A 20,556-nucleotide genomic window follows, 5' to 3' on the forward strand; every position below is an offset into this window, starting at 1 on the left:
CCGCGCCGGCGCCGAGCGGCCGGCGACGACGGGACGCCGCCCCGGCACCGGACGGCGGCGACGGCGGCGAACTGCCGTACCGCTGCGGCCTGGTCAGCGTACGTCGGCCTCGGCCGCGGCCTCGGCCTCGGTCCCGGCCGCTGCCTCGGCCGCGGCGATCAGCTCCCGCAGTTCCCCCAGCACGGTCCGCTCGTCCGTCCCGGCCAGCGCCGCGAGAGCCAGGCGCCACTCCTGGTACGCCTCCCGGTCGTGGCCCCGCTCCCGCAGCAGCAGCCCGTGCTGGTGCCGGGCGAGGCCGCCCATGTAGCGGTCGGCGCGGGCGTCGGCGCGGCGCAGCAGCTCGGCGCACTCGCGGGCGGCCCGCTCGGTGCGGCCGAGCAGGCGCAGGGCGCGGACCAGGCCGAGCCGGGTCTGGGACTCGCCGTGCCAGTCGCCGTGGCCGCCGAGGATGCGCAGGCTCTCCTCGAAGTGCTCCGCGGCCGCGGCCGGCTCGCCGAGGGTGAGGTGGGCGTACCCGATGTTGCAGTGCGCCGAGTGCTGCACGATCACGTTCCCGATCGCGTCGCCGATGGCGAGCGACCGCCGGTGCTGCTCGATCGCGGCCCGCGGGTCGGTGTGCTCGTACAGGTTGCCGAGGTGGCTGTAGGTGACGGCCTCGCCGTACGGGTCGTTCAGCTGCCGCGAGAGTTCGAGGCTCTGCCGCAGCGCGTCGCCGGACTCGGCGTGGCGGCCGAGCCCTTCGAGCAGCAGGCCCCGGTTGTTCAGGCAGCGGCGGATCCAGGAGAGCACGCCGAGCCGCCGCCAGATCACCAGCGCCCGGTCGGTGAGGGCGAGGGCGTCGCCGTGGCGGCCGGTGAGGAAGTGCAGGCCGGCGAGGTCGCCCAGCGCGTACGCCTCGGCGGCCTCGTCACCGAGCCGTCGCGCCACGCCCAGGGCGGCCCGGCCCAGCACCTCCATCTCCGCGACCCGGCCGCTGCGCTGGACGTACGGGAAGACGAGCCGGACCAGGACCAGGGCCCAGGCGGCCCGGCGGTCGTCGGCGTTCCCGGTGTTCCTGGTGTCGTCGGCGTTCCCGGTGCCTCCGGTGTCGTCGGCGTCGTCGGCGTTCCCGGCGTATCGCTCGACCAGCGCGACGATGTTCTCCAGCTCCGCGTCGCCCCAGGCGAAGGCGTCCTCGGGCGAGGGGAAGGGGGCGACGGCCGTCACGTGCGCCGCGTGCTCGGGCGGCTGCGCGGCGGTGGGGCGGCGGCGGTCCTCCCGGTCGAGGCCGGGTTCGACGATGGCGGTGAGGGTGCGCTCGGCGACGGCGGCGTACCAGCGCAGGGCGGTCTCGGCGACGTCGCCGCCGGGACCGTCCCCCGCGCGCTCCCCTCGCCCGAGCTCCCGCGCGAAGTCGCGCACCAGGTCGTGCGGCGCGTACCGGCCGTACGCCGTCTCCTCCAGCAGGGCCACGTCGACGAGGCGGTCGAGGGCGGCCTCGGCGCGGCGCTCGTCGGTGCCGGTGAGGCGGGCCAGCAGCGGGGCCCCGTACGCGGGCAGGTCCAGCGCGCCGATGCGGCGCAGGACGAGGGCCGCGTCCCGGTCGGCCTCGCGGTCGGAGGCGGCGAGCGCGTCGTGCGCGACGGCCAGGGAGCGGCGGACGCTGAGGTCGTCGTACTCCAGGTGGTGCAGGCGCCCTTCCGTGGCGGTCAGCTGGCCGGCCAGCACGTCCGGGGTGAGGACCCGGCGGGCGGCGAGCCGGGCGGCGACGACCCGCAGGGCCAGCGGGAGGCGGCCGGTGAGCTCGACGAGGGGGTGGGCGGCGTCGATGCGGTCCGGACCGTCCGGGCCGTCGCGGCCGGAGGCCGCCCGCAGCAGGGCCGCGCTGTCCTCGGCGGACAGCGGGGCGAGCGGGAAGCGGCGGGCGCCGTCGAGCGCGGTGAGCGGCGACCGGCTGGTGACGATCACCGCGCAGCCGGGACCGGCCGGCAGCAGGGGACGCACCTGCGCGGCGTTCGCGGCGTCGTCCAGGACCATCAACGTGTGCGTCGGTGCGAGCAGGGAGCGCAGCAGCGCGGCCGCCGCGTCCGGGTGTTCCGGGATGGCACGGGGGTCGGCGCCGAGGTCGCGCAGCAGCGCGGCGAGCGCCTGGCCGGGCGTCAGCGGGGCCATGCCCGGGGTGGCGCCGTGCAGGTTGACGTACAGCTGCCCGTCGGGGAAGCGCTCCCGCAGCTCGTGGGCGATGTGCAGGGCGAGCGCGCTCTTGCCGACCCCGGCCATGCCGCTGATGACGGCGACGGCCGGGTGCGGGCCGGGGGTGAGGACGCGGCGCAACTCGCCGAGCACGGCGGTACGGCCGGTGAAGTGCACGGGCGGCGGCGGGAGCTGGGCCGGCCGGAGCGGCTGGAGGGCGCCGGGAGCGGAGGGCTCCCCGGCCTGGTGGGGCTTCGGGGGATTCCGGGTCCCGGTCGGCGGGCCGCCGTCCTGCGGTGAGGTCTCCGCGGTGCCGCGCAGCACCTCCAGGTGGGCCTCGCGCACCGCCGGGCCCGGCTCGATGCCGAGTTCCTCGACGAGGCGGTCGCGCAGATCGCGGTGGACGGCGAGGGCCTCGGCCTGGCGGCCGGTGCGGTACAGGGCCAGCATCAGCTGCCGGTGGTACGCCTCCCGCAACGGGTGCTCCGCGGCCAGTGCCGCCAACTCCGGTACCAGACCGGAGAGTCGCGTGCCGCCCAGGGCGAGTTCGGCGTCGTAGCGCCACTCCAGGAGCAGCAGCCGCGCTTCTTGGAGGCGCTGGACGAAGGCGTAGCCGCCGACCTCGGACGGCAGTCCGGCCAGCGGCGTGCCGCGCCAGAGCGCGAGCGCCGTGGAACACGCGCGCACGACGCCTGCCCAGTCGCGCCCGGCGTGCGCGGCGCGCGCCGCGGCGACCTGGGTCTCGAAGACATGGACGTCCAACTCGCCCTGCTCGACGCGCAGCACGTACCCCGACGGCACCGACCGCAGCCGCTCGGGGTCGTCGAGCAGCCGGCGCAGCCGGGCCACGTGGTTGTGCAGCGAGGCCTGCGCCGACGGGGGCGGGGCGCCGCCCCACAGCGCCTCCTTGAGCGACTCGACGGAGACGGCCCGGCCGGCTTCGAGCAGCAGTACGGCCAGCAGGGCCCGCACCTTGGGGCTGGAGACGGGACGGACCCGGGCGGGGGCCGGAGCGGGGACGGGCCCCGCGGGAGCGGAAGCCGCGGGGGCGGGGGCGTCGGCCGCGGGGGCGGGGACGTCGGCCCCGTCGCCCCGGACGTCGTAGAGGACCGGCGGTCCCAGCAGTCCGAACCGCAGCTCGCACCGCAGTTCGCACCGCATCACACCGCCCCGTTTCCTTCCCGCGCACCGCGCCCGGATGCGCCCTTCCTGCGGACACTCACCGTTCCTGGCGAATTCCCACCCACTCCGCGGTGGTTTTCCGCCACCTTCTTCACAACGGCCTCCGCCAGAATCCGCTACCGTTCGGTCATCTTCCGTCGCCCTGGGGCGACTTCACGCCAACCGGCCCACGACATCGCGGGGAGCCGTTGGCCACATGTTAGCGAGCCGTTGGTGCGACCTGATGTGATCACAACATCGGATCTGGCCCGGGGGCGCGCGCGCACGACGCGTCGCTCGGGGGAGTGTCGCCGCCGCGGCCGGATCCGGGGACGCACGAGGGTCCCGGTCGGCGGAGGTGACCGATCGGGACCCTCGCCCGCTTTCCCCCCGCCCTCCGTGCGCGGCCGCCGGTCCTGCGCGCCCGCCGCCCGCGTCACATCACGGGCGGCCGTCCCAGCCGGCTGAGCCGCCACACCGTCCGCCAGCGCATGGGCCGCCGCTCCCCCGCCGGCTCCCGCACACCTTCCGCGAACCCCCCGAACCACGCGCGCAGCGCCCCGGGCGACGACCGGTTCCGCACGACGGTCAGCAGCACCCACACCGTCAGGTGCACCGGGACGAGCGGCAGCGGCAGCCGGCGCCGGACCAGCCAGACCCGGTTGCGGGCGTTGACCCGGTGGTAGATGGCGTGCCGGGCGGGCGAGGTCCTCGGGTGCCGGAGCAGCAGTTCGGGCGCGTACAGGATCCGCCAGCCGGCGTCGGCGGCCCGCCAGGCCAGGTCGGTCTCCTCGTGCGCGAAGAAGAACTCGGCGGGCCAGTCGCCGATCCCGTCCAGCATCGCCATCCGCAGCGCGTGCCCGCCGCCGAGGAACCCGGTGACGTACCCGCCGCGCAGCGGGCCGGCGGCGCCGAGCCGGGGCACGTGCCGCCGCTGGGTCTCGCCGTGCTCGTCGGCGATGCGGAAGCCGACGATGCCGAGCCGGTCGTCGGCCGCGTACAGCTCCCGTACCCGGCGCAGTACGCCGGTCCCGACGAGCAGGCCGTCGTCGTCCAGTTCGACGACGACGTCGATGTCGCCGAACGCGCGGAGCCGGGCGATCGCCGCGTTGCGCCCGCCGGGGCAGCCGACGTTCTCGTCGAGCTCGACGGTGGTGACCCGCCCCGGCAGCGACAGCCGCTCGGTGAAGTCGGGGAGCGGACAGCCGTTGCCGACGATCACGATCCGTTCGGGCGGGAGGTCCTGCTTGGCCACCGACTCCAGCAGGGCGTCGACCTCGTCGGGCCGGTCCCCCATGGTCACCACGGCGACGGCGAGCCTCGGCTCCCGCATCCCCGCACCCCCTGTCCCGACTGTCGGCGGCTGCGCCCGCGATGCTAGCCGTTCACGGTGAGGACTCCCCGAGTACGCCGCGCCGTTCCACCCCTTCGGCCGCGTGCGGGCCGGGGAGCGGCGGCCGAGCCGCGCGAAGGACCCCGGGGACGGTGCGATCGCTTCCGGGACCGTCCGCCGAACCGGCCCCTGCCCGCCTCACGGAGGGCGCGGGCGCCCGGAGCCGAGGCGGACGGGGCCCGCAAGGCGCCCGAAGACTCCGCAGAACGCCGAAAGGCCAGGTCACGAGCTAGGTGACCTGGCCTTGTACGGAGCCGCCTTCGGGATTCGAACCCGAGACCTACGCATTACGAGTGCGTTGCTCTGGCCATCTGAGCTAAGGCGGCGCGCTGCCCGCACCATGGTGCGATCGGCAACGTCGGTAAGTCTACACAGTTTCCGGGGATGCTCCGACCACGGTCCGGAAGCAGGCATTCCGACCAGTGCTGGAGGGGTTATGAGCAGCGCTTTCCGTCCGCGGGCGGGGTGCCCCGCAGGAGGTAGGCGTTGATCGTGGAGTCGATGCAGCGGCTGCCGCGGCCGTAGGCGGTGTGGCCGTCGCCCTCGTAGGTGAGGAGGCGGCCCGAGGAGAGCTGGCGGGCCAGGGACCGCGCCCAGCGGTACGGGGTCGCCGGGTCGCGGGTGGTGCCGACCACGACGATCGGGGCCGCGCCCTTCGCCTCGATGCGGCGGGGCTCGCCCGAGGGCTGCACCGGCCAGTACGCGCAGCTCAGGGAGGACCAGGCCAGACCTTCGCCGAAGACGGGGGACGCCTTGCGGAAAGCGGGCAGGGCCGTCCGCAGCTGGTCGGGCGTGTCGAAGGCGGACGGGAGGTCGAGGCAGTTCACGGCGGCGTTGGCGGACATCAGGTTGCTGTAGCCGCCGCCGGCGTCGCGCTCGTAGTAGCTGTCGGACAGGGCGAGCAGGCCCGTGCCGTCGTTCCTCCTCGTCGCCGCGGCCAGTGCCTGGCGCAGCTGCGGCCAGGCGCCCTCGTCGTACATCGCCGCGAGGACGCCCGTGGTGGCCAGGGACTCGGTGAGCCTGCGGCCGTCGGCGTCGCCGGTGGGGACGGGGCGCCGGTCCAGCCTCTCCAGGAACGCCTTGAGGTTCCGGCCGGCCCGCTCCGGCGAGGTGCCCGGGCCGCCCAGCGGGCAGTCGGGCCGGCGCACGCAGTTCCTCGCGAACGACCGGAACGCCGTGTCGAAGCCCGCGGTCTGTTCCAGGTTCAGCCGCCGGGCGGGCAGGGAGGGGTCCATCGCGCCGTCCAGCACCAGCCGTCCTACCCGCTGCGGGAACAGCCCGGCGTACGTCGCCCCGAGGAACGTTCCGTACGACGCTCCCACGTAGTTCAGCTTCCTGTCCCCCAGCACGGCGCGCAGGATGTCCATGTCCCGGGCCGCCTCGACGGTCGACACGTGCCGCAGCAGCTTCGGCGAGCGGGCGCCGCAGCCCTCGGCGAACCTCCTGTAGGAGGCGACGAGTTCGTCGGTCTCGCGCCGGTCGTCCGGCGTGGTGTCCGTCCGCGTGTACGCGTCCATCCCCGGCCCGTCCAGGCACTGCACCGGCTCGCTGCGGGCCACGCCCCTCGGATCGAACGCCACCATGTCGTAACGGGCGCGGATCCCCGCCGGGTAGCCGAGGCCGGCGTACTGCTGCAGGTAGCCGACCGCCGAGCCCCCGGGGCCGCCCGGGTTGACCAGCAGCGAGCCGATCCGCCTGCCCGGGCCGGTGGCCTTCTTGCGGGACACCGCGAGGCGGACGTCGCCCGCGGCGGGGTGGGCGTAGTCCAGCGGGGCCTTCAGCGTGGCGCACTCGAAACCGGCGGCGTCGCAGCCGCGCCAGGTCAGTTTCTGCTTGTAGTACGGCGACAGGGCCGCCGGCGTGGCCCGGGGCAGCGCGGCCACGGCCGAGCCGGCGGAACTCGCGGCGCTCCCGGAGGAGCAGGCGGTGGCCAGCAGCGCGGCGGTCAGGAGGAGGGCTCCGGTGCGGAACGTGCGGAGAGTGCGCCTGGTGTGCATTGAACGAGCGTAACTCTGTGCGACTAAATGCTCACCCTGTGCGCGCTGCATGCCTCGTATGGGCTACGTCTTGTGTGCTCCGTTGCCTTCCGGGGGGTCTTCCGCGCCCTTTGGGGATGCCCGGGCGCCTCCGGGAGACTCCTGCCGCTCTCCGGGAGATCCTCCGGGTGCCTCCCGGGCTGGCGTCGGCCCGGCCCGGGGCACGGGTGCCCGGTCAGCCCGATCTGAGGGCCATCGTCATCGCCTCCACCGCGAGGAGCGGCGCCACGTTGCGGTCGAGGGCCTTCCGGCAGGCGGCGATCGCCTCGATGCGGCGCAGGGTGGACTCCGGGGTGCTGCCGCGGGCGAGGCGCTCCAGGAGGTCCTCGGCGTCCGCGTTGGCGATGGCCACGCGGGAGCCGAGCTGGAGGGCCAGGACGTCGCGGTAGAGGGCGGTGAGGTCGGTCAGGGCGAGATCGAGGCTGTCGCGCTGGGTGCGGGTGCGGCGGCGCTTCTGCTTGTCCTCCAGGTCCTTCATCACCCCGGCCGTGCCGCGCGGCAGCCGGCCGCCCTGGGCCGCGCCGAGGGCGGCCTTCAGCTCCTCGGTCTCCTTGGTGTCGGTCTCCTCGGCGAGCTGCTTGGCGTCCTCGGCGGCCGCGTCGACCAGTTCCTGGGCGGCCTTGAGCGCGCCGCCGATCTCCTCGACCCGCAGCGGCAGCTTCAGCACGGCGGCGCGGCGCTCACGGGCGGCCGGGTCGGTGGCCAGGCGGCGCGCCCGGTCGACGTGGCCCTGGGTGGCGCGGGCCACCGCGGCGGCGACGTCGGGCTCGATGCCCTCGCGGCGTACGAGCATGTCGGCGACGGCGTCGACGGACGGCGTCCGCAGGTTGAGGTGGCGGCAGCGGGACCGGATGGTCGGCAGCACGTCCTCGACGGACGGGGCGCACAGCAGCCAGACCGTGCGGGGGGCGGGTTCCTCGACGGCCTTGAGGACGGCGTTGGCGGACTTCTCGTTCAGGCGCTCGGCGTCCTCGACGAGGATGACCTGCCAGCGGCCGCCCGCCGGTGAGGTGAACGACTTGCGGACCGTGTCCCGCATGTCGTCGGCGAGGATCTGCGTGCCGACGGCGGCGACGGTGGTGACGTCGGCGTGCGTGCCGATCAGGGTGGTGTGACAGCCGTCGCAGAATCCGCAGCCGGGTGCCCCGCCGAGGGAGCGGTCGGGGCTCACGCACTGCAGGGCGGCGGCGAAGGCGCGGGCCGTCTGCGTGCGGCCGGCACCGGGGGGGCCGGTGAAGAGCCAGGCGTGCGTCATCCTGGACGCCTGCGGGAGGGGGGCGTCGGCCGCGGCCGCCGTGACCAGGGCGTCGGCGTCGCGGGCGGCCGCGTCGAGCACGGCGCACACCTTCTCCTGGCCGACCAGGTCGTCCCATACGGTCACGGGTCACGCCGCCCTTTCGTCCTGCTTGGTGGTACGGGATCCATTGTGGGGGTGACCACTGACAGCACCCGGCTCGCGGTGGAGGCGGGGACCGGGGATCGGGCCGGGGCCGCGGGCGGGCGCCCGGAGGAGGCGGGCCCGCGGCCCGGACGGCCCCGGATGCGCGGCGGGACGGCGCACGTCACGGACGCCCCCGGCCCCCGTCCTCCCCGTACTCGTCCTCCCGTGGGCCCAGCAGTTCGTCCGCCAGGGTCGGCAGGTCGTCCAGCGGGGTCTCCTCGGCCCAGTCCGAGCGGCGCCGGCGGCGCGGTGCCCGCTCGGCGTCGACCTGGGGCAGCTCGCGCGTGCGGTCGTCGGATCCGTCCGGCCCGCCGGCGGGGCGCTCGTCCCGGAAGAAGCCCGGCGGGACCCGGTTCGCGGGCTCCTCCCCCGGCACCGGCGGCAGGACGGCCGTCTCGTCCGCGGATCCCGGCGTCGCCGAGGGCAGGACGGCCGTCTCGTCCGCCGCGCCCGGCGGGACCGGCGGGACCGGCGGCTTCGGCAGTTCGGCCGTCACCTCGGAGTCGGGGCTGCCGGAGGACCCGGCGGCGGCCTCCTCGGCGCCCCGTTCCCGCACCGGTCGCAGCACGGCCGTCTCCTCCAGCGGGCCGCCGGAGGCGTTCTTCGGCGTCACGACCGGGGTCGGCACGGTCGCCGCGTCGGGTGCGGCGGGTGCGGCGGGCCGGCGGCTGTGCGTGTCACCGGGAGGCGTCGGCTTCGGGCCCGCCGCGGCCGCGGCGGCCGCCTGCTCGGCCAGCCGGCGTGCCTCCTCGGCCCGCAGCAGGGCCTCCTCGGCCTTGCGCTGCTTCTCCAGCCGCCGGGCCTCGGCCTCGGCGCGCAGCCGGGCCTCCTCCTCGGCCTGCTTGCGGCGGCGCTCCTCCTCCGCCTTGCGGCGGGCCTCCGCCTCGGCGCGTGCCTTCTCCTCGGCGAGCAGCCGCGCCCGTTCCTCCTCGGCCCTGCGGCGCGCTTCCTCGGCCCGGCGCCGGGCCTCCTCGGCCTGCCGTTCGGCCTCGCGCCGCTGCGCCTCCTCCAGCTCGCGCCGCTTGCGCTCCTCCTCCTCGGCGCGCAGCCGCGCCAGCTGCTCCTGGCGCTCGCGCTCCAGGCGCTCCTCCTCGGCCTTGCGGCGCGCTTCTTCCTCGGCCCTGCGGCGCGCCTCCTCCTCGGCCCTGCGGCGGGCCTCCTCCCGGGCCTCGATCTCGGCCTCGGACAGCGGCAGCACCTGGTCGAGCCGGTGCCGGATGACGGTCGTGACGGCCTCGGGCTCCTGGCCCGCGTCCACCACGAGGTAGCGGCCCGGGTCGGCGGCGGCCAGCGTCAGGAAACCGGCCCGGACGCGCGCGTGGAACTCGGCGGGCTCCGACTCCAGGCGGTCCGGCGCCTCGGTGAAGCGCTCGCGCGCGGTCTCCGGGGAGACGTCCAGCAGGACCGTGAGGTGCGGGACGAGTCCGTTCGTCGCCCAGCGGTTGATGCGGGCGATCTCGGTCGGGGACAGGTCGCGGCCCGCCCCCTGGTAGGCCACCGAGGAGTCGGTGTAGCGGTCCGAGATGACGACCGCGCCGCGCTCCAGCGCGGGCCGGACCACCGTGTCCACGTGCTCCGCGCGGTCGGCGGCGTACAGCAGGGCCTCGGCGCGGTGGGAGAGGCCGGCGCTCGACACGTCCAGCAGGATCGAGCGCAGCCGCTTGCCGACCGGGGTCGCCCCCGGCTCGCGGGTGAGGACGACCTCGTGGCCCTTGGCCCTGATCCACTCGGCGAGCGCCTCGGCCTGGGTGGACTTCCCGGCCCCGTCGCCGCCCTCCAGCGCGATGAAGAAGCCGGACGGCGCGGGCGCCGGCACGGGGTCGTCGCCGCCGAGCAGCGCGTCCCGCAGGTCCTGCCGCAGCGGCACCCCGGAGCGGTCGTCGGCCTTGGCGAGCACCAGCGCGGCCACCGGCAGCAGCAGCGCGCCGGCCAGCATCAGCGTGAACGCGGCGCCGCCGTGCGCGAAGACGAACCTGCCGCTCTCCAGCCGGTGCGGGCCGATCCCCGCCGCCACCACGGGGGCGACCGCCGCGCACAGCGCCACGCAGACCCGGACGACCGCGTGCAGGTGCTCGGTCGTACGCGCCCGGCGCTGCTCCTCGGCCTCCTGGTCGAGCAGGGCGTGCCCGGTGTTGGCGGCCACGCCCGCGCCGACGCCGGCCAGCGCGACGATCAGCAGCACGCTGGTGACGTCCGGGACGAGGCCGGCGGCGAGCAGGGCGACGCCGGTGAAGGCGATCGCCAGCGCCAGCAGCCGGCGCCGCGACAGGGCGGGCAGCAGGGCGGGCGCCGTGCGGATGCCGGCGACGACTCCGCCGGTCAGCGCCAGCACCAGCAGGCCGTACAGCACGGGGCCGCCGCCGAGGTCCTTGGCGTGCAGCACCGACACGGCGACCGCGGCCGCCACCGCGCCCGCCACGGCCGCGCAGGCGAGCACCAGCAGCGGCATCGCGCCGGTGCGGCCCTTGACGGCGCCCGCGGCCGTCCTGGGGCGGCGCAGCCCTTCCAGCGGCGACCGCGGGCGGGGGGTGCGCGTGCCGGGCACCTCGAGGAGGGTCAGCACGGACAGGGACGCGGCGAACAGCCCGGCCGCGACGTACGACGCGAGGGCCGCCTGGTGCTGGGCGAACCAGTCGAGGCCGGCCCCCAGGAGGTTGTTGAACAGCGAGGCGGCGACGAGCACGGCCCCGGCGAGGGGGATCGCCACGAAGCCCGTGCGCAGGGACAGGCGGCGCAGGGCGTCCAGGTGGTCCGGCAGCGGCCGTACCGTGGCGCCCTCCGGGGGCGGGGCGGGCAGCAGCGCGGGGGCCGCGCTCTGTCGGCAGACCGTCCAGAAGCGCTCGGCGACGCCGCTGACGAAGACCGTGACCAGGAGCACGGCGAGGGCGTCGTCCGGCGTCCAGTCGATCCACAGCGGGGCGACGATGAGCAGCGCGGCCCGCAGCCCGTCGGCGCCGACCATGGTCCAGCGGCGGTCGAGCGGGCCGTCCTGTCCGGTGAGCGAGGTGAGCGGGCCGAGGAGGACCGCTCCGAAGAGCAGCGTGGCGAGGATGCGCACGCCGAAGACGGTCGCCACCGCGAACGCCACGCCCCGGTAGCCGCCGCCGAAGGAGCCCGCCGCGATCGCCGCCTGGAGGACGAGGGCGACCAGCACGAGGAGCGCGAGCACGTCGCCGGTGCCGCTCACGAGCTGCGCGCTCCACAGCCGCCTCAGCCGGGGCCGGCGCAGCAGGGCGCGGACGGCGCGCTCGCGGGAGTCCGCGACCAGGGCGTCGTCAGGGGCGGTGTGAGGGGCCGTTGGCTGCTCGGCTCGCGTCATGCATTCAGACTATCGGCACCCGCCGACAGCCCGGAGCGCCCGTCCGGGCGGGCGCGCGCCCCGGCACCTGCGGGGTGCCGGGGCGGCGTTTCGCGCAGCGGGCGTGCGGAACCGGGAACCGGAGACGCCCGGTTCCCCGAGGTCCGGTCCGGTCCTTCGCCGTCCGGTCAGTCCTCCGCCCTGGCGGTGGTCGCCTTCCTCGCGGCCGTCTTGGCGGCGGTCTTCTTGGCCGTCGTCGTCTTGGCGGCGGTCTTCTTGGCCGCCGCCGTCTTCGCCGCGGTCTTCTTGGCCGGGGCCTTCTTCGCGGCGGCCTTCTTCGCCGTCTTCTTGGCGGGCGCCTTCGCGCGCTTCTCGGCGAGCAGTTCGAAGCCGCGCTCCGGGGTGATCGCCTCGACGCTGTCGCCGGAGCGCAGGGTCGCGTTGGTCTCGCCGTCGGTGACGTACGGGCCGAAGCGGCCGTCCTTCACCACGACCGGCCTGCCGCTGACCGGGTCGGTGCCCAGTTCCTTCAGCGGCGGCTTGGCGGCCGCCCGGCCACGCTGCTTGGGCTGGGCGTAGATCGCCTGCGCCTCCTCCAGCGTGATCGTGAAGAGCTGGTCCTCGGACTGCAGCGACCGCGAGTCCGTGCCCTTCTTCAGGTACGGGCCGTAGCGGCCGTTCTGCGCGGTGATCTCCTGGCCGTCGGCGTCGGTGCCGACGACGCGCGGCAGCGACATCAGCTTCAGCGCGTCGTCGAGGGTCACCGTGTCCAGCGACATCGACTTGAAGAGGGAGGCGGTGCGCGGCTTGACCGCGTTCTTGCCCGTCTTCGGGGTGCCCTCGGGGAGGATCTCCGTGACGTACGGGCCGTAGCGGCCGTCCTTGGCGACGATCTGGCGGCCCGTCTCCGGGTCGCGGCCCAGCACGCGCTCGCCGCTCGGCTTGGCGAGCAGTTCCTCCGCGAGTTCGACGGTCAGCTCGTCCGGCGCCAGGTCGGCCGGGATGTCGGCGCGCTGGTGCTGCTCGGTGTCCTTCTCGCCGCGCTCGATGTACGGGCCGTAGCGGCCGACCCGCAGCACGATGCCGTTGCCGACCGGGAACGACGACACCTCGCGCGCGTCGATCGCGCCCAGGTCGGTCACCAGGTCCTTGAGGCCGCCGAGGTGGTCCCCGTCGCCGTTGCCGGCCTCGGCCGCGCCGCCGATGCCGTTGGCCTCGCCGAAGTAGAACCGCTTCAGCCACGGCACGGCCTGCGCCTCGCCGCGCGCGATGCGGTCGAGGTCGTCCTCCATCTTGGCGGTGAAGTCGTAGTCGACGAGCCGCCCGAAGTGCTTCTCCAGCAGGTTGACCACGGCGAAGGACAGGAAGGACGGCACCAGGGCGGTGCCCTTCTTGAACACGTAGCCGCGGTCGAGGATCGTGCCGATGATCGACGCGTACGTCGACGGGCGGCCGATCTCCCGCTCCTCCAGCTCCTTGACCAGGGACGCCTCGGTGTAGCGGGCCGGGGGCTTGGTGGCGTGCCCGTCGACCGTGATCTCCTCGGCGGCCAGGGGGTCGCCCTCGCCGACCTGGGGCAGGCGGCGCTCGCGGTCGTCCAGCTCGGCGTTCGGGTCGTCGGCGCCCTCGACGTAGGCCTTCAGGAAGCCGTGGAAGGTGATCGTCTTGCCGGAGGCGCTGAACTCGACGTCCCGGCCGTCGGCCGCCGTGCCGCCGATCCTGACGGTGACGGAGTTGCCGGTCGCGTCCTTCATCTGGGAGGCGACCGTCCGCTTCCAGATCAGCTCGTACAGCTTGAACTGGTCGCCGGTCAGTCCCGTCTCCGCCGGCGTGCGGAAGCGGTCGCCGGAGGGCCGGATCGCCTCGTGCGCCTCCTGGGCGTTCTTGACCTTGGCGGCGTACGTGCGCGGCTGCGGCGGCAGGTAGTCGGCGCCGTACAGCTGGGTGACCTGGGCGCGGGCGGCGGCGACGGCCGTGTCGCTCAGGGTCGTGGAGTCCGTGCGCATGTACGTGATGTAGCCGTTCTCGTACAGCTTCTGCGCGATCTGCATGGTCGCCTTCGCACCGAAGCCGAGCTTGCGGCTGGCCTCCTGCTGCAGCGTCGTCGTGCGGAACGGGGCGTACGGCGAGCGGCGGTACGGCTTGGACTCGACGGACCGGACGGAGAACCGGGTGTTCTCCAGGGCGGCGGCCAGCGCGCGGGCGTTCGCCTCGTCGAGGTGGAGGGCGCCGGCGCTCTTGAGCCGGCCCAGGGAGTCGAAGTCGCGGCCCTGCGCCACCCGCCTGCCGTCCACCGTCTGCAGGCGGGCGACCAGCGACGACGGGTCGGACGGGTCGCCCGCGCGGCCGGTCGCGAAGGTGCCCGTCAGGTCCCAGTACTCGGCGGAGCGGAAGGCGATGCGCTCGCGTTCCCGCTCGACCACGAGCCGGGTGGCGACGGACTGGACGCGGCCGGCGGACAGCCGCGGCATGACCTTCTTCCACAGCACCGGCGAGACCTCGTAGCCGTAGAGGCGGTCGAGGATGCGGCGGGTCTCCTGGGCGTCGACCAGCTTCTGGTTCAGCTCGCGCGGGTTGGCCACGGCGGCCCGGATCGCGTCCTTGGTGATCTCGTGGAACACCATGCGCTTGACCGGGATCTTGGGCTTGAGCACTTCCTGCAGGTGCCAGGCGATGGCCTCGCCCTCGCGGTCCTCGTCGGTGGCGAGGAAGAGCTCGTCCGAGTCCTTCAGCAGGTCCTTGAGCTTCTTGACCTGGGCTTTCTTGTCCGCGTTGATGACATAGACCGGCTGGAAGTCGTGTTCGACGTCCACACCGAGGCGGCGGACCTCGCCGGTGTACTTCTCCGGCACCTCCGCGGCGCCGTTGGGAAGGTCGCGAATGTGCCCGACGCTCGCCTCGACGATGTATCCAGGGCCGAGGTAGCCCTTGATCGTCTTCGCCTTGGCAGGCGACTCGACAATGACGAGTCGGCGGCCGCCCTTCGCGGTCTCGCTGGTCGGGGACAACTTCGCTCTTCTCTCCGGTCGACGCTGGGTCCCCCCAGGCCTTGGTTCCCGGGGTCGGGTCGTGCTGACGCTGCGGAGTGTGACGGTACATCCCGCCCCCGTGTCAAACGGGAAAAGCCCGCAACGGCCACTCGAACGGTAACCCGACTCGCGCTATTCCTGCCGCCCGGAGTGCCCACCAGCTCTTTCGGTCCGGACCGGAGCGCCGCCTCCTCCTTATCGGAGTGGCGGTTCCGTCACTGTTCAAACGCGCTTCTCAGACGCGCGTGAAGCACCAGGCCCCGAGAGCCAGGGTGATCATCGCGACACCGCCCGCGACGGTCGCGGATGCGACGGGGTTCACACCCTGGGCGACGGGGCGGCGCTGCCCCGCGCGGACCGCGGTCCACACCAGCAGTCCCAGTCCGAACAGGGCGAACACCACTCCCGCGAAGATCGCCGGTCCTTTCTCCATGGCTGCCCGTGCCCCTTTTTCTCCCGTCCGTGGGTGCCCAGCCCCAGGAGGCTGACACGCACGGGCGGCGGGCAGGCGAAGCACGGGTGAACGCGAGGCCGGCGGAGCCGTGAACCGGACCGCGGGGTGCCCGCCGGTCCGGACCGGGGCGGGCGCGCGTACATTTCCGGCCGTCTTTCACGGCGACCGGGCGCTCCGCGCAATTGATCCCGGGAAACCCCGGCGCCTCCGATTCCGCCGCTCGGACCGGTCCTCCCGGCCCCCCTTTGCCGCGGGTCCGGTCCGTGTGCGTTGCCGACGTACTTCTTGCCGCCGCGCTTCCCGCCCTGTGTCCGCGGACCCCGTCGCCGTCCTTCGGATTCCTCCGCTCCGCTTCGGGCCCCGCCCCTGTTCTCTCCGGACCTCGCCGCTGTGCTCCGGGTCCTGCCGCGCCGTTTCGGGTCCTGTCGCGCCGCTTCGGATTCCGCCGTCGTTTCCCGGTCCCGCCGCTGTTCCCCGGTGCCCGGTCAGCGCCCGCGGTCCCGATCAGGACCGGGCCGGTTCGAGGAACCCCTGTTCCACCAGCAGCCGGATCTGGGCCGGCGCGCGGTCGCGCAGCAGTACCGGGTCCTCGCCGACCAGCTGGGCGATGGCGTCCAGGATGCGGCCCGCGCTCATCGTGCCGTCGCAGACGCCGGCGAAGCCCGCGCCGACGGTGTCGACCCTGGTGGCCCGGCGCATACCGCGGTTCTGCCGCAGCACGACGTGCTCGGGGTCCTCGGCGCCGGGCAGCCCGACCTGCTCCTGGACGACCTCGCCGGCCAGCTCGAAGTACGCAGCGAGCAGGGCCGCGTCGTCGTGCGACCGCAGCCAGTCCAGGCGGTCGAAGTGCGCGCGGACCGTCTCCCCCAGCGGTTGTTCGACCGGGTGCGGCCACTCCTCCACCGTGACCGAGGGCTCGGCGGCTCCGGTCCGGCGCAGCGTGATCCAGCCGAAGCCCACGGCCCGCACCTTGCGCGCCTCGAACTCGTCGAGCCACGCGTCGTACCGCGCCCGGTACTCCGCCGCGTCGCCGCGGTGGTCGCCCGCGTCCCGGAGCCACAGCTCCGCGTACTGCGTGACGTCCTGCACCTCGCGCTGCACGATCCAGGCGTCGCAGCCGCGCGGCACCCAGGAGCGCAGCCGCTCGGTCCACTCCCCCCCTTCCACGTGCTGCCAGTTGGCGAGGAACTGCGCGAACCCGCCCTCGTTCAGCCGCTCCCCCGCCTGCTGGACGAGCGTGCGGCACAGGTCGTCCCCGCCCATCCCGCCGTCGCGGTAGGTGAGGCGGGCGCCCGGGGAGATCACGAACGGCGGGTTGGAGACGATCAGGTCGAACGTCTCGTCGTCCCGGACCGGCTCGAAGAGCGAGCCCTCCCTCAGGTCCGCGGCGGGGGCGCCGGACAGCGCGAGGGTGAGCGCGGTGATGTGCAGCGCGCGCGGGTTCACGTCGGTCGCCGTCACCCGCGTGGCGTGCCGGGCGGCGTGCAGCGCCTGGATGCCCGAGCCGGTGCCGAGGTCGAGGGCGGAGGAGACGGGCGTGCGGACGGTGATGCCGGCCAGCGTCGTGGACGCGCCGCCCACGCCGAGGACGACGCCCTCGTCCCGCCTGCCGATGCCGCCGGCGCCGCCGACCGCGCACCCCAGGTCGGACACGATGAACCAGTCCTCGCCGCCGGGCCCGCCGTACGGCCGCACGTCCACGGTCGCGGTCACCGCGTCCTCGCCGGCCGGCACCAGCCACCCGCTCTCCAGGCAGGCGGCCACGGGCAGGACGTCCGCCACGCGCGCGTGCGGCACGGGCTGCTGCAGCAGGAACAGCCGCACGAGCGCCTCCAGCGGCGTGTCCCCGCGGGTCGCCCGGAGCGCGGGCACGGTCTCGCCGCGTGCCAGCGCCGCGTACGCGGGGGCGCCGAGCAGGTCGAGCAGGCCGTCGGCGGTGAAGGAGGCCGCGAGCAGGGCGTCCCGGAGCCGGGCGGCGACGTCGGGGCGGCCGGCGGAGGGCAGGGGGGAGAGGCTGGCGTTACTCACGCCCCCATTGTGTCCCCCGCCCGGCGGCGTGCCGGCTCAGCTCGCCGCGGACGACGGCGAGGCGGACGCCGCCTGGCAGCCCTTCTGCTTGACCAGCGCCTTCTTCGGGTCGCCCGCCTCCAGCTCCTTCAGCGCGCCGAGCGCGCTCTGGCGCTGCTTCTCCACTTCCTCCATCCGGTCCGAGACGTCCTGCAGCCCGGAGGCGAAGTCGGCCTGGTCCTTCGTGTCGAGCGCGTCCACCTGCTTCTTGAGGTCGGCGTACGACGCGGAGAGGGTGGTGAGCTTCTTGACGGCGTCCTGCTGCTTCCGCTCGCCGTCGTCGACGCCCGGGGGCGGCCCGGCCTTCTGGATGACCGCCGCGCGCGCCCGGTAGCCGTCCGCCAGGTCCTGGAAGGCTCGGGAGTCGGTCTCCTGGAGCTTCTCCGGCGGGCTGTCCTTGGCCGCCTTCGTGATCGACTCGTAGGCGGCCGCGATCTTCGCGTTCTGCGCCGGCACGACGTCGCAGATCTGCTTGGCCCAGGCGTCCAGCTCCGCGTTGCCCTCGTCTTCACTGCACCCGGACAGCGCCAGTACCAGTACCGCACCGCCGGACAGCGCGGCCGCGAGCTTCTTGTTCACCGGATTGGTCCCTTCCATGGCTCTCGGCCCCGGAACATACACGCCGGACGAGCGGCAACCGCATGCCGAAGGTCGGCTAAAACATACATTGCACCGTTTGCGGCAAGCGAGAGAAGGCTCACGGCGCCGGCGTGCACGGGCACGGCGCGGGCGGACGGCGCGTCAACACGCGCCGCCCGCCCGCGCCTTGGACTGGAGCTTGTCCGAGGACGGGGGAAGGGGCCTAGGAAACCACCGCCGGGTCGGCCGACTTGGTCTCCCGGCCGGCGTTGTCTTCGTCACCCATGGCGATGCCGCGCCGCTTGGAGACGTACACCGCGCCGACGATCACGGCGAGCGCGAGGACCGCGATCAGCACCCGTATCCCGACGTTCCGGTCGGCGCCGTACGAGAAGCCGATCACCGCGGGCGCGATCAGCAGCGCCACCAGGTTCATCACCTTCAGCAGCGGGTTGATCGCGGGACCGGCGGTGTCCTTGAAGGGGTCGCCGACCGTGTCGCCGATGACGGTCGCCGCGTGGGCCTCGCTGCCCTTGCCGCCGTGGTGGCCGTCCTCGACGAGTTTCTTGGCGTTGTCCCAGGCGCCACCGGAGTTGGCGAGGAACACCGCCATCAGCGTGCCCGCGCCGATCGCGCCGGCCAGGAAGGCGCCGAGCGCGCCGACGCCGAGCGTGAACCCGACGAAGACGGGCGCCAGCACGGCGAGCAGGCCGGGCGTGGCGAGTTCGCGCAGGGCGTCCCTGGTGCAGATGTCGACGACCTTGCCGTACTCCGGCTTCTCGCTGTGGTCCATGATCCCGGGCCTCTCGCGGAACTGCCGCCGCACCTCGAAGACCACCGACCCCGCCGACCGCGACACCGCGTTGATCGCCAGCCCCGAGAAGAGGAAGACGACCGCCGCGCCCGCGACGAGGCCGACGAGGTTGTTGGGCTGCGAGATGTCCATGATCAGGCTCATCGGCGCACCGGGTCCGCTGAGCTGCTCGCCCACGTCCCGCGCGCCGGTGACGATCGCGTCGCGGTACGAGCCGAACAGCGCCGCCGCCGCGAGCACGGCGGTGGCGATCGCGATGCCCTTGGTGATGGCCTTGGTGGTGTTGCCGACCGCGTCGAGGTCGGTGAGCACCTGCGCGCCGGCGCCCTTGACGTCGCCGGACATCTCGGCGATGCCCTGCGCGTTGTCGGAGACCGGCCCGAAGGTGTCCATCGCGACGATCACGCCGACCGTGGTGAGCAGGCCGGTGCCGGCCAGTGCCACCGCGAACAGCGCCAGCATGATCGACGCGCCGCCGAGCAGGAAGGCCCCGTACACGCCGAGACCTATCAGCAGGGCGGTGTAGACGGCCGATTCGAGCCCGACGGAGATGCCGGCGAGGACGACGGTGGCGGGACCGGTCAGCGAGGTCCTGCCGATGTCCCGCACCGGCCGGCGGCCGGTCTCGGTGAAGTAGCCGGTCAGTTGCTGGATCAGGGCGGCGAGCACGATGCCGACGGCCACCGCGGCGAGCGCGAGGATCCGCGGGTCGCCGTCCCTGCCGCTGATCGCGGCGTCGGTGACGCCGTCGAGGTCGGAGTACCTTCCGGGCAGGTAGACGAAGGCGGCCACGGCCACCAGCACGAGCGAGATCACCGCCGAGACGAAGAAGCCGCGGTTGATCGCGCTCATGCCGCTGCGGTCGGCCCGCCGCGGCGCCACCGCGAAGATGCCGATCATCGCGGTGATCACGCCGATCGCGGGCACCAGCAGCGGGAAGGCGAGCCCCGCGTCGCCGAAGGCCGCTTTGCCGAGGATCAGCGCGGCGACCAGGGTCACGGCGTACGACTCGAACAGGTCGGCCGCCATGCCCGCGCAGTCGCCGACGTTGTCGCCCACGTTGTCGGCGATGGTCGCGGCATTGCGCGGATCGTCCTCCGGGATGCCCTGCTCGACCTTGCCGACCAGGTCGGCGCCGACGTCGGCGGCCTTGGTGAAGATGCCGCCGCCGACCCTCATGAACATCGCGATCAGCGCCGCGCCGAGGCCGAAGCCCTCCAGCACCTTCGGCGCGTCGGCCGCGTACACCAGCACCACGCAGGCGGCGCCCAGCAGGCCGAGCCCCACCGTGAACATGCCGACGACACCGCCCGTGCGAAATGCGATCTTCATCGCCTTGTGCGAGACGAGGGTGAGATCCTTCTCCGGCTCGCCCTTCGCCGGTGTCGCTTCCCGGGCCGCCGCGGCGACACGGACATTGCTGCGTACGGCGAGCCACATGCCGATATAACCGGTGGCCGCCGAGAATGCCGCGCCGATCAGGAAGAAAACCGATCGTCCGGCGCGCTGATTCCAGTCGTCCGCCGGCAGCAGCAGGAGCAGGAAGAAAACGATCACGGCGAATACGCCGAGCGTGCGCAATTGCCGGGCCAGATAGGCGTTCGCGCCTTCCTGGATCGCCGCCGCGATCTTCTTCATGCTGTCGGTCCCCTCGCCCGCCGCGAGCACCTGGCGTACCAGGACGCCCGCGACCACCAGCGCCGCCAGCGCCACGGCCGCGACGACCGCCACCAGGACGCGGTTGCCGTCCGTCAGCACCGCGGCCGCGAAAGTCGAGGGATCACCCAGCTGATGAGAGGTGGAAAGCCCCGCCATTCGTCCTCCTTGACGCTTGGGCCGAGCTCAAGATGTGGACGGATTGTAGGTACCGGAACCCGATCGAAACGGGGCGCGGTAAATGGAACTGGCCTACGGACACTCCTCGGCGAATGGTCTCCGGGCGGCCACGGAACCCGAGAACGGCAATGCCCTGAAAGCATGGGCATGTGATTCGGTTCGGCGCGCGACCGATCGTGAATTGATTCACGCAAAGTGTCGCTGGAAACACTGTATGCGCGGACCTCGTGTTCCGCACACGACGAAGGGCCCTACGAGGTAGGGCCCTTCGAGAAG

10 protein-coding genes and 1 tRNA gene are annotated in these 20,556 nt (G+C 74.1%); all 11 read right to left on the minus strand.

The window, feature by feature from the left end; all coding sequences use genetic code 11:
- Positions 1-93: 93 nt before the first annotated feature.
- The gene (locus ACIBAI_RS23365; RefSeq protein ID WP_399037130.1) at positions 94-3,333 is read right to left on the minus strand and encodes an AfsR/SARP family transcriptional regulator; all 3,240 of its coding nucleotides are present in this window, start codon (positions 3,331-3,333) and stop codon (positions 94-96) included.
- 436 nt (positions 3,334-3,769) lie between these two features.
- Positions 3,770-4,666 (minus strand): glycosyltransferase family 2 protein, encoded by an 897-nt coding sequence (locus ACIBAI_RS23370; protein ID WP_399037058.1) that lies wholly within the window; start codon positions 4,664-4,666, stop codon positions 3,770-3,772.
- Between the two features lie 312 nt (positions 4,667-4,978).
- A tRNA-Thr gene (locus ACIBAI_RS23375) sits at positions 4,979-5,052 on the minus strand.
- A gap of 108 nt (positions 5,053-5,160) precedes the next feature.
- Positions 5,161-6,723, minus strand: coding sequence for an alpha/beta hydrolase (locus tag ACIBAI_RS23380; protein ID WP_399037060.1), 1,563 nt, complete (start codon positions 6,721-6,723; stop codon positions 5,161-5,163).
- Between the two features lie 214 nt (positions 6,724-6,937).
- Positions 6,938-8,143 (minus strand): DNA polymerase III subunit delta', encoded by a 1,206-nt coding sequence (locus tag ACIBAI_RS23385; RefSeq protein WP_399037062.1) that lies wholly within the window; start codon positions 8,141-8,143, stop codon positions 6,938-6,940.
- Positions 8,144-8,324: 181 nt separating this feature from the next.
- Entirely contained in the window at positions 8,325-11,522 is a 3,198-nt protein-coding gene (gene tmk, locus ACIBAI_RS23390) for a dTMP kinase (protein WP_399037064.1), read from the minus strand.
- A 167-nt stretch (positions 11,523-11,689) separates the two neighbouring features.
- Positions 11,690-14,509, minus strand: a complete 2,820-nt coding sequence (topA, locus tag ACIBAI_RS23395; protein ID WP_399037066.1) for a type I DNA topoisomerase — start codon at positions 14,507-14,509, stop codon at positions 11,690-11,692.
- Between the two features lie 256 nt (positions 14,510-14,765).
- A complete protein-coding gene (locus ACIBAI_RS23400; RefSeq protein ID WP_399037068.1) occupies positions 14,766-14,963 on the minus strand; it encodes a hypothetical protein in 198 nt (65 codons plus the stop codon).
- Between the two features lie 525 nt (positions 14,964-15,488).
- Positions 15,489-17,012: a methyltransferase gene (locus ACIBAI_RS23405; RefSeq protein WP_399037070.1), complete on the minus strand. Its 1,524-nt coding sequence runs from the start codon at positions 17,010-17,012 to the stop codon at positions 15,489-15,491.
- Between the two features lie 36 nt (positions 17,013-17,048).
- Positions 17,049-17,648: a small secreted protein gene (locus ACIBAI_RS23410; RefSeq protein ID WP_399037072.1), complete on the minus strand. Its 600-nt coding sequence runs from the start codon at positions 17,646-17,648 to the stop codon at positions 17,049-17,051.
- A gap of 205 nt (positions 17,649-17,853) precedes the next feature.
- Entirely contained in the window at positions 17,854-20,259 is a 2,406-nt protein-coding gene (locus ACIBAI_RS23415) for a sodium-translocating pyrophosphatase (RefSeq protein ID WP_399037074.1), read from the minus strand.
- Positions 20,260-20,556 lie beyond the last annotated feature (297 nt).

Source organism: Streptomyces sp. NPDC051041, from assembly GCF_044456065.1.
Classification (GTDB): Bacteria; Actinomycetota; Actinomycetes; order Streptomycetales; family Streptomycetaceae; genus Streptomyces; species Streptomyces glaucus.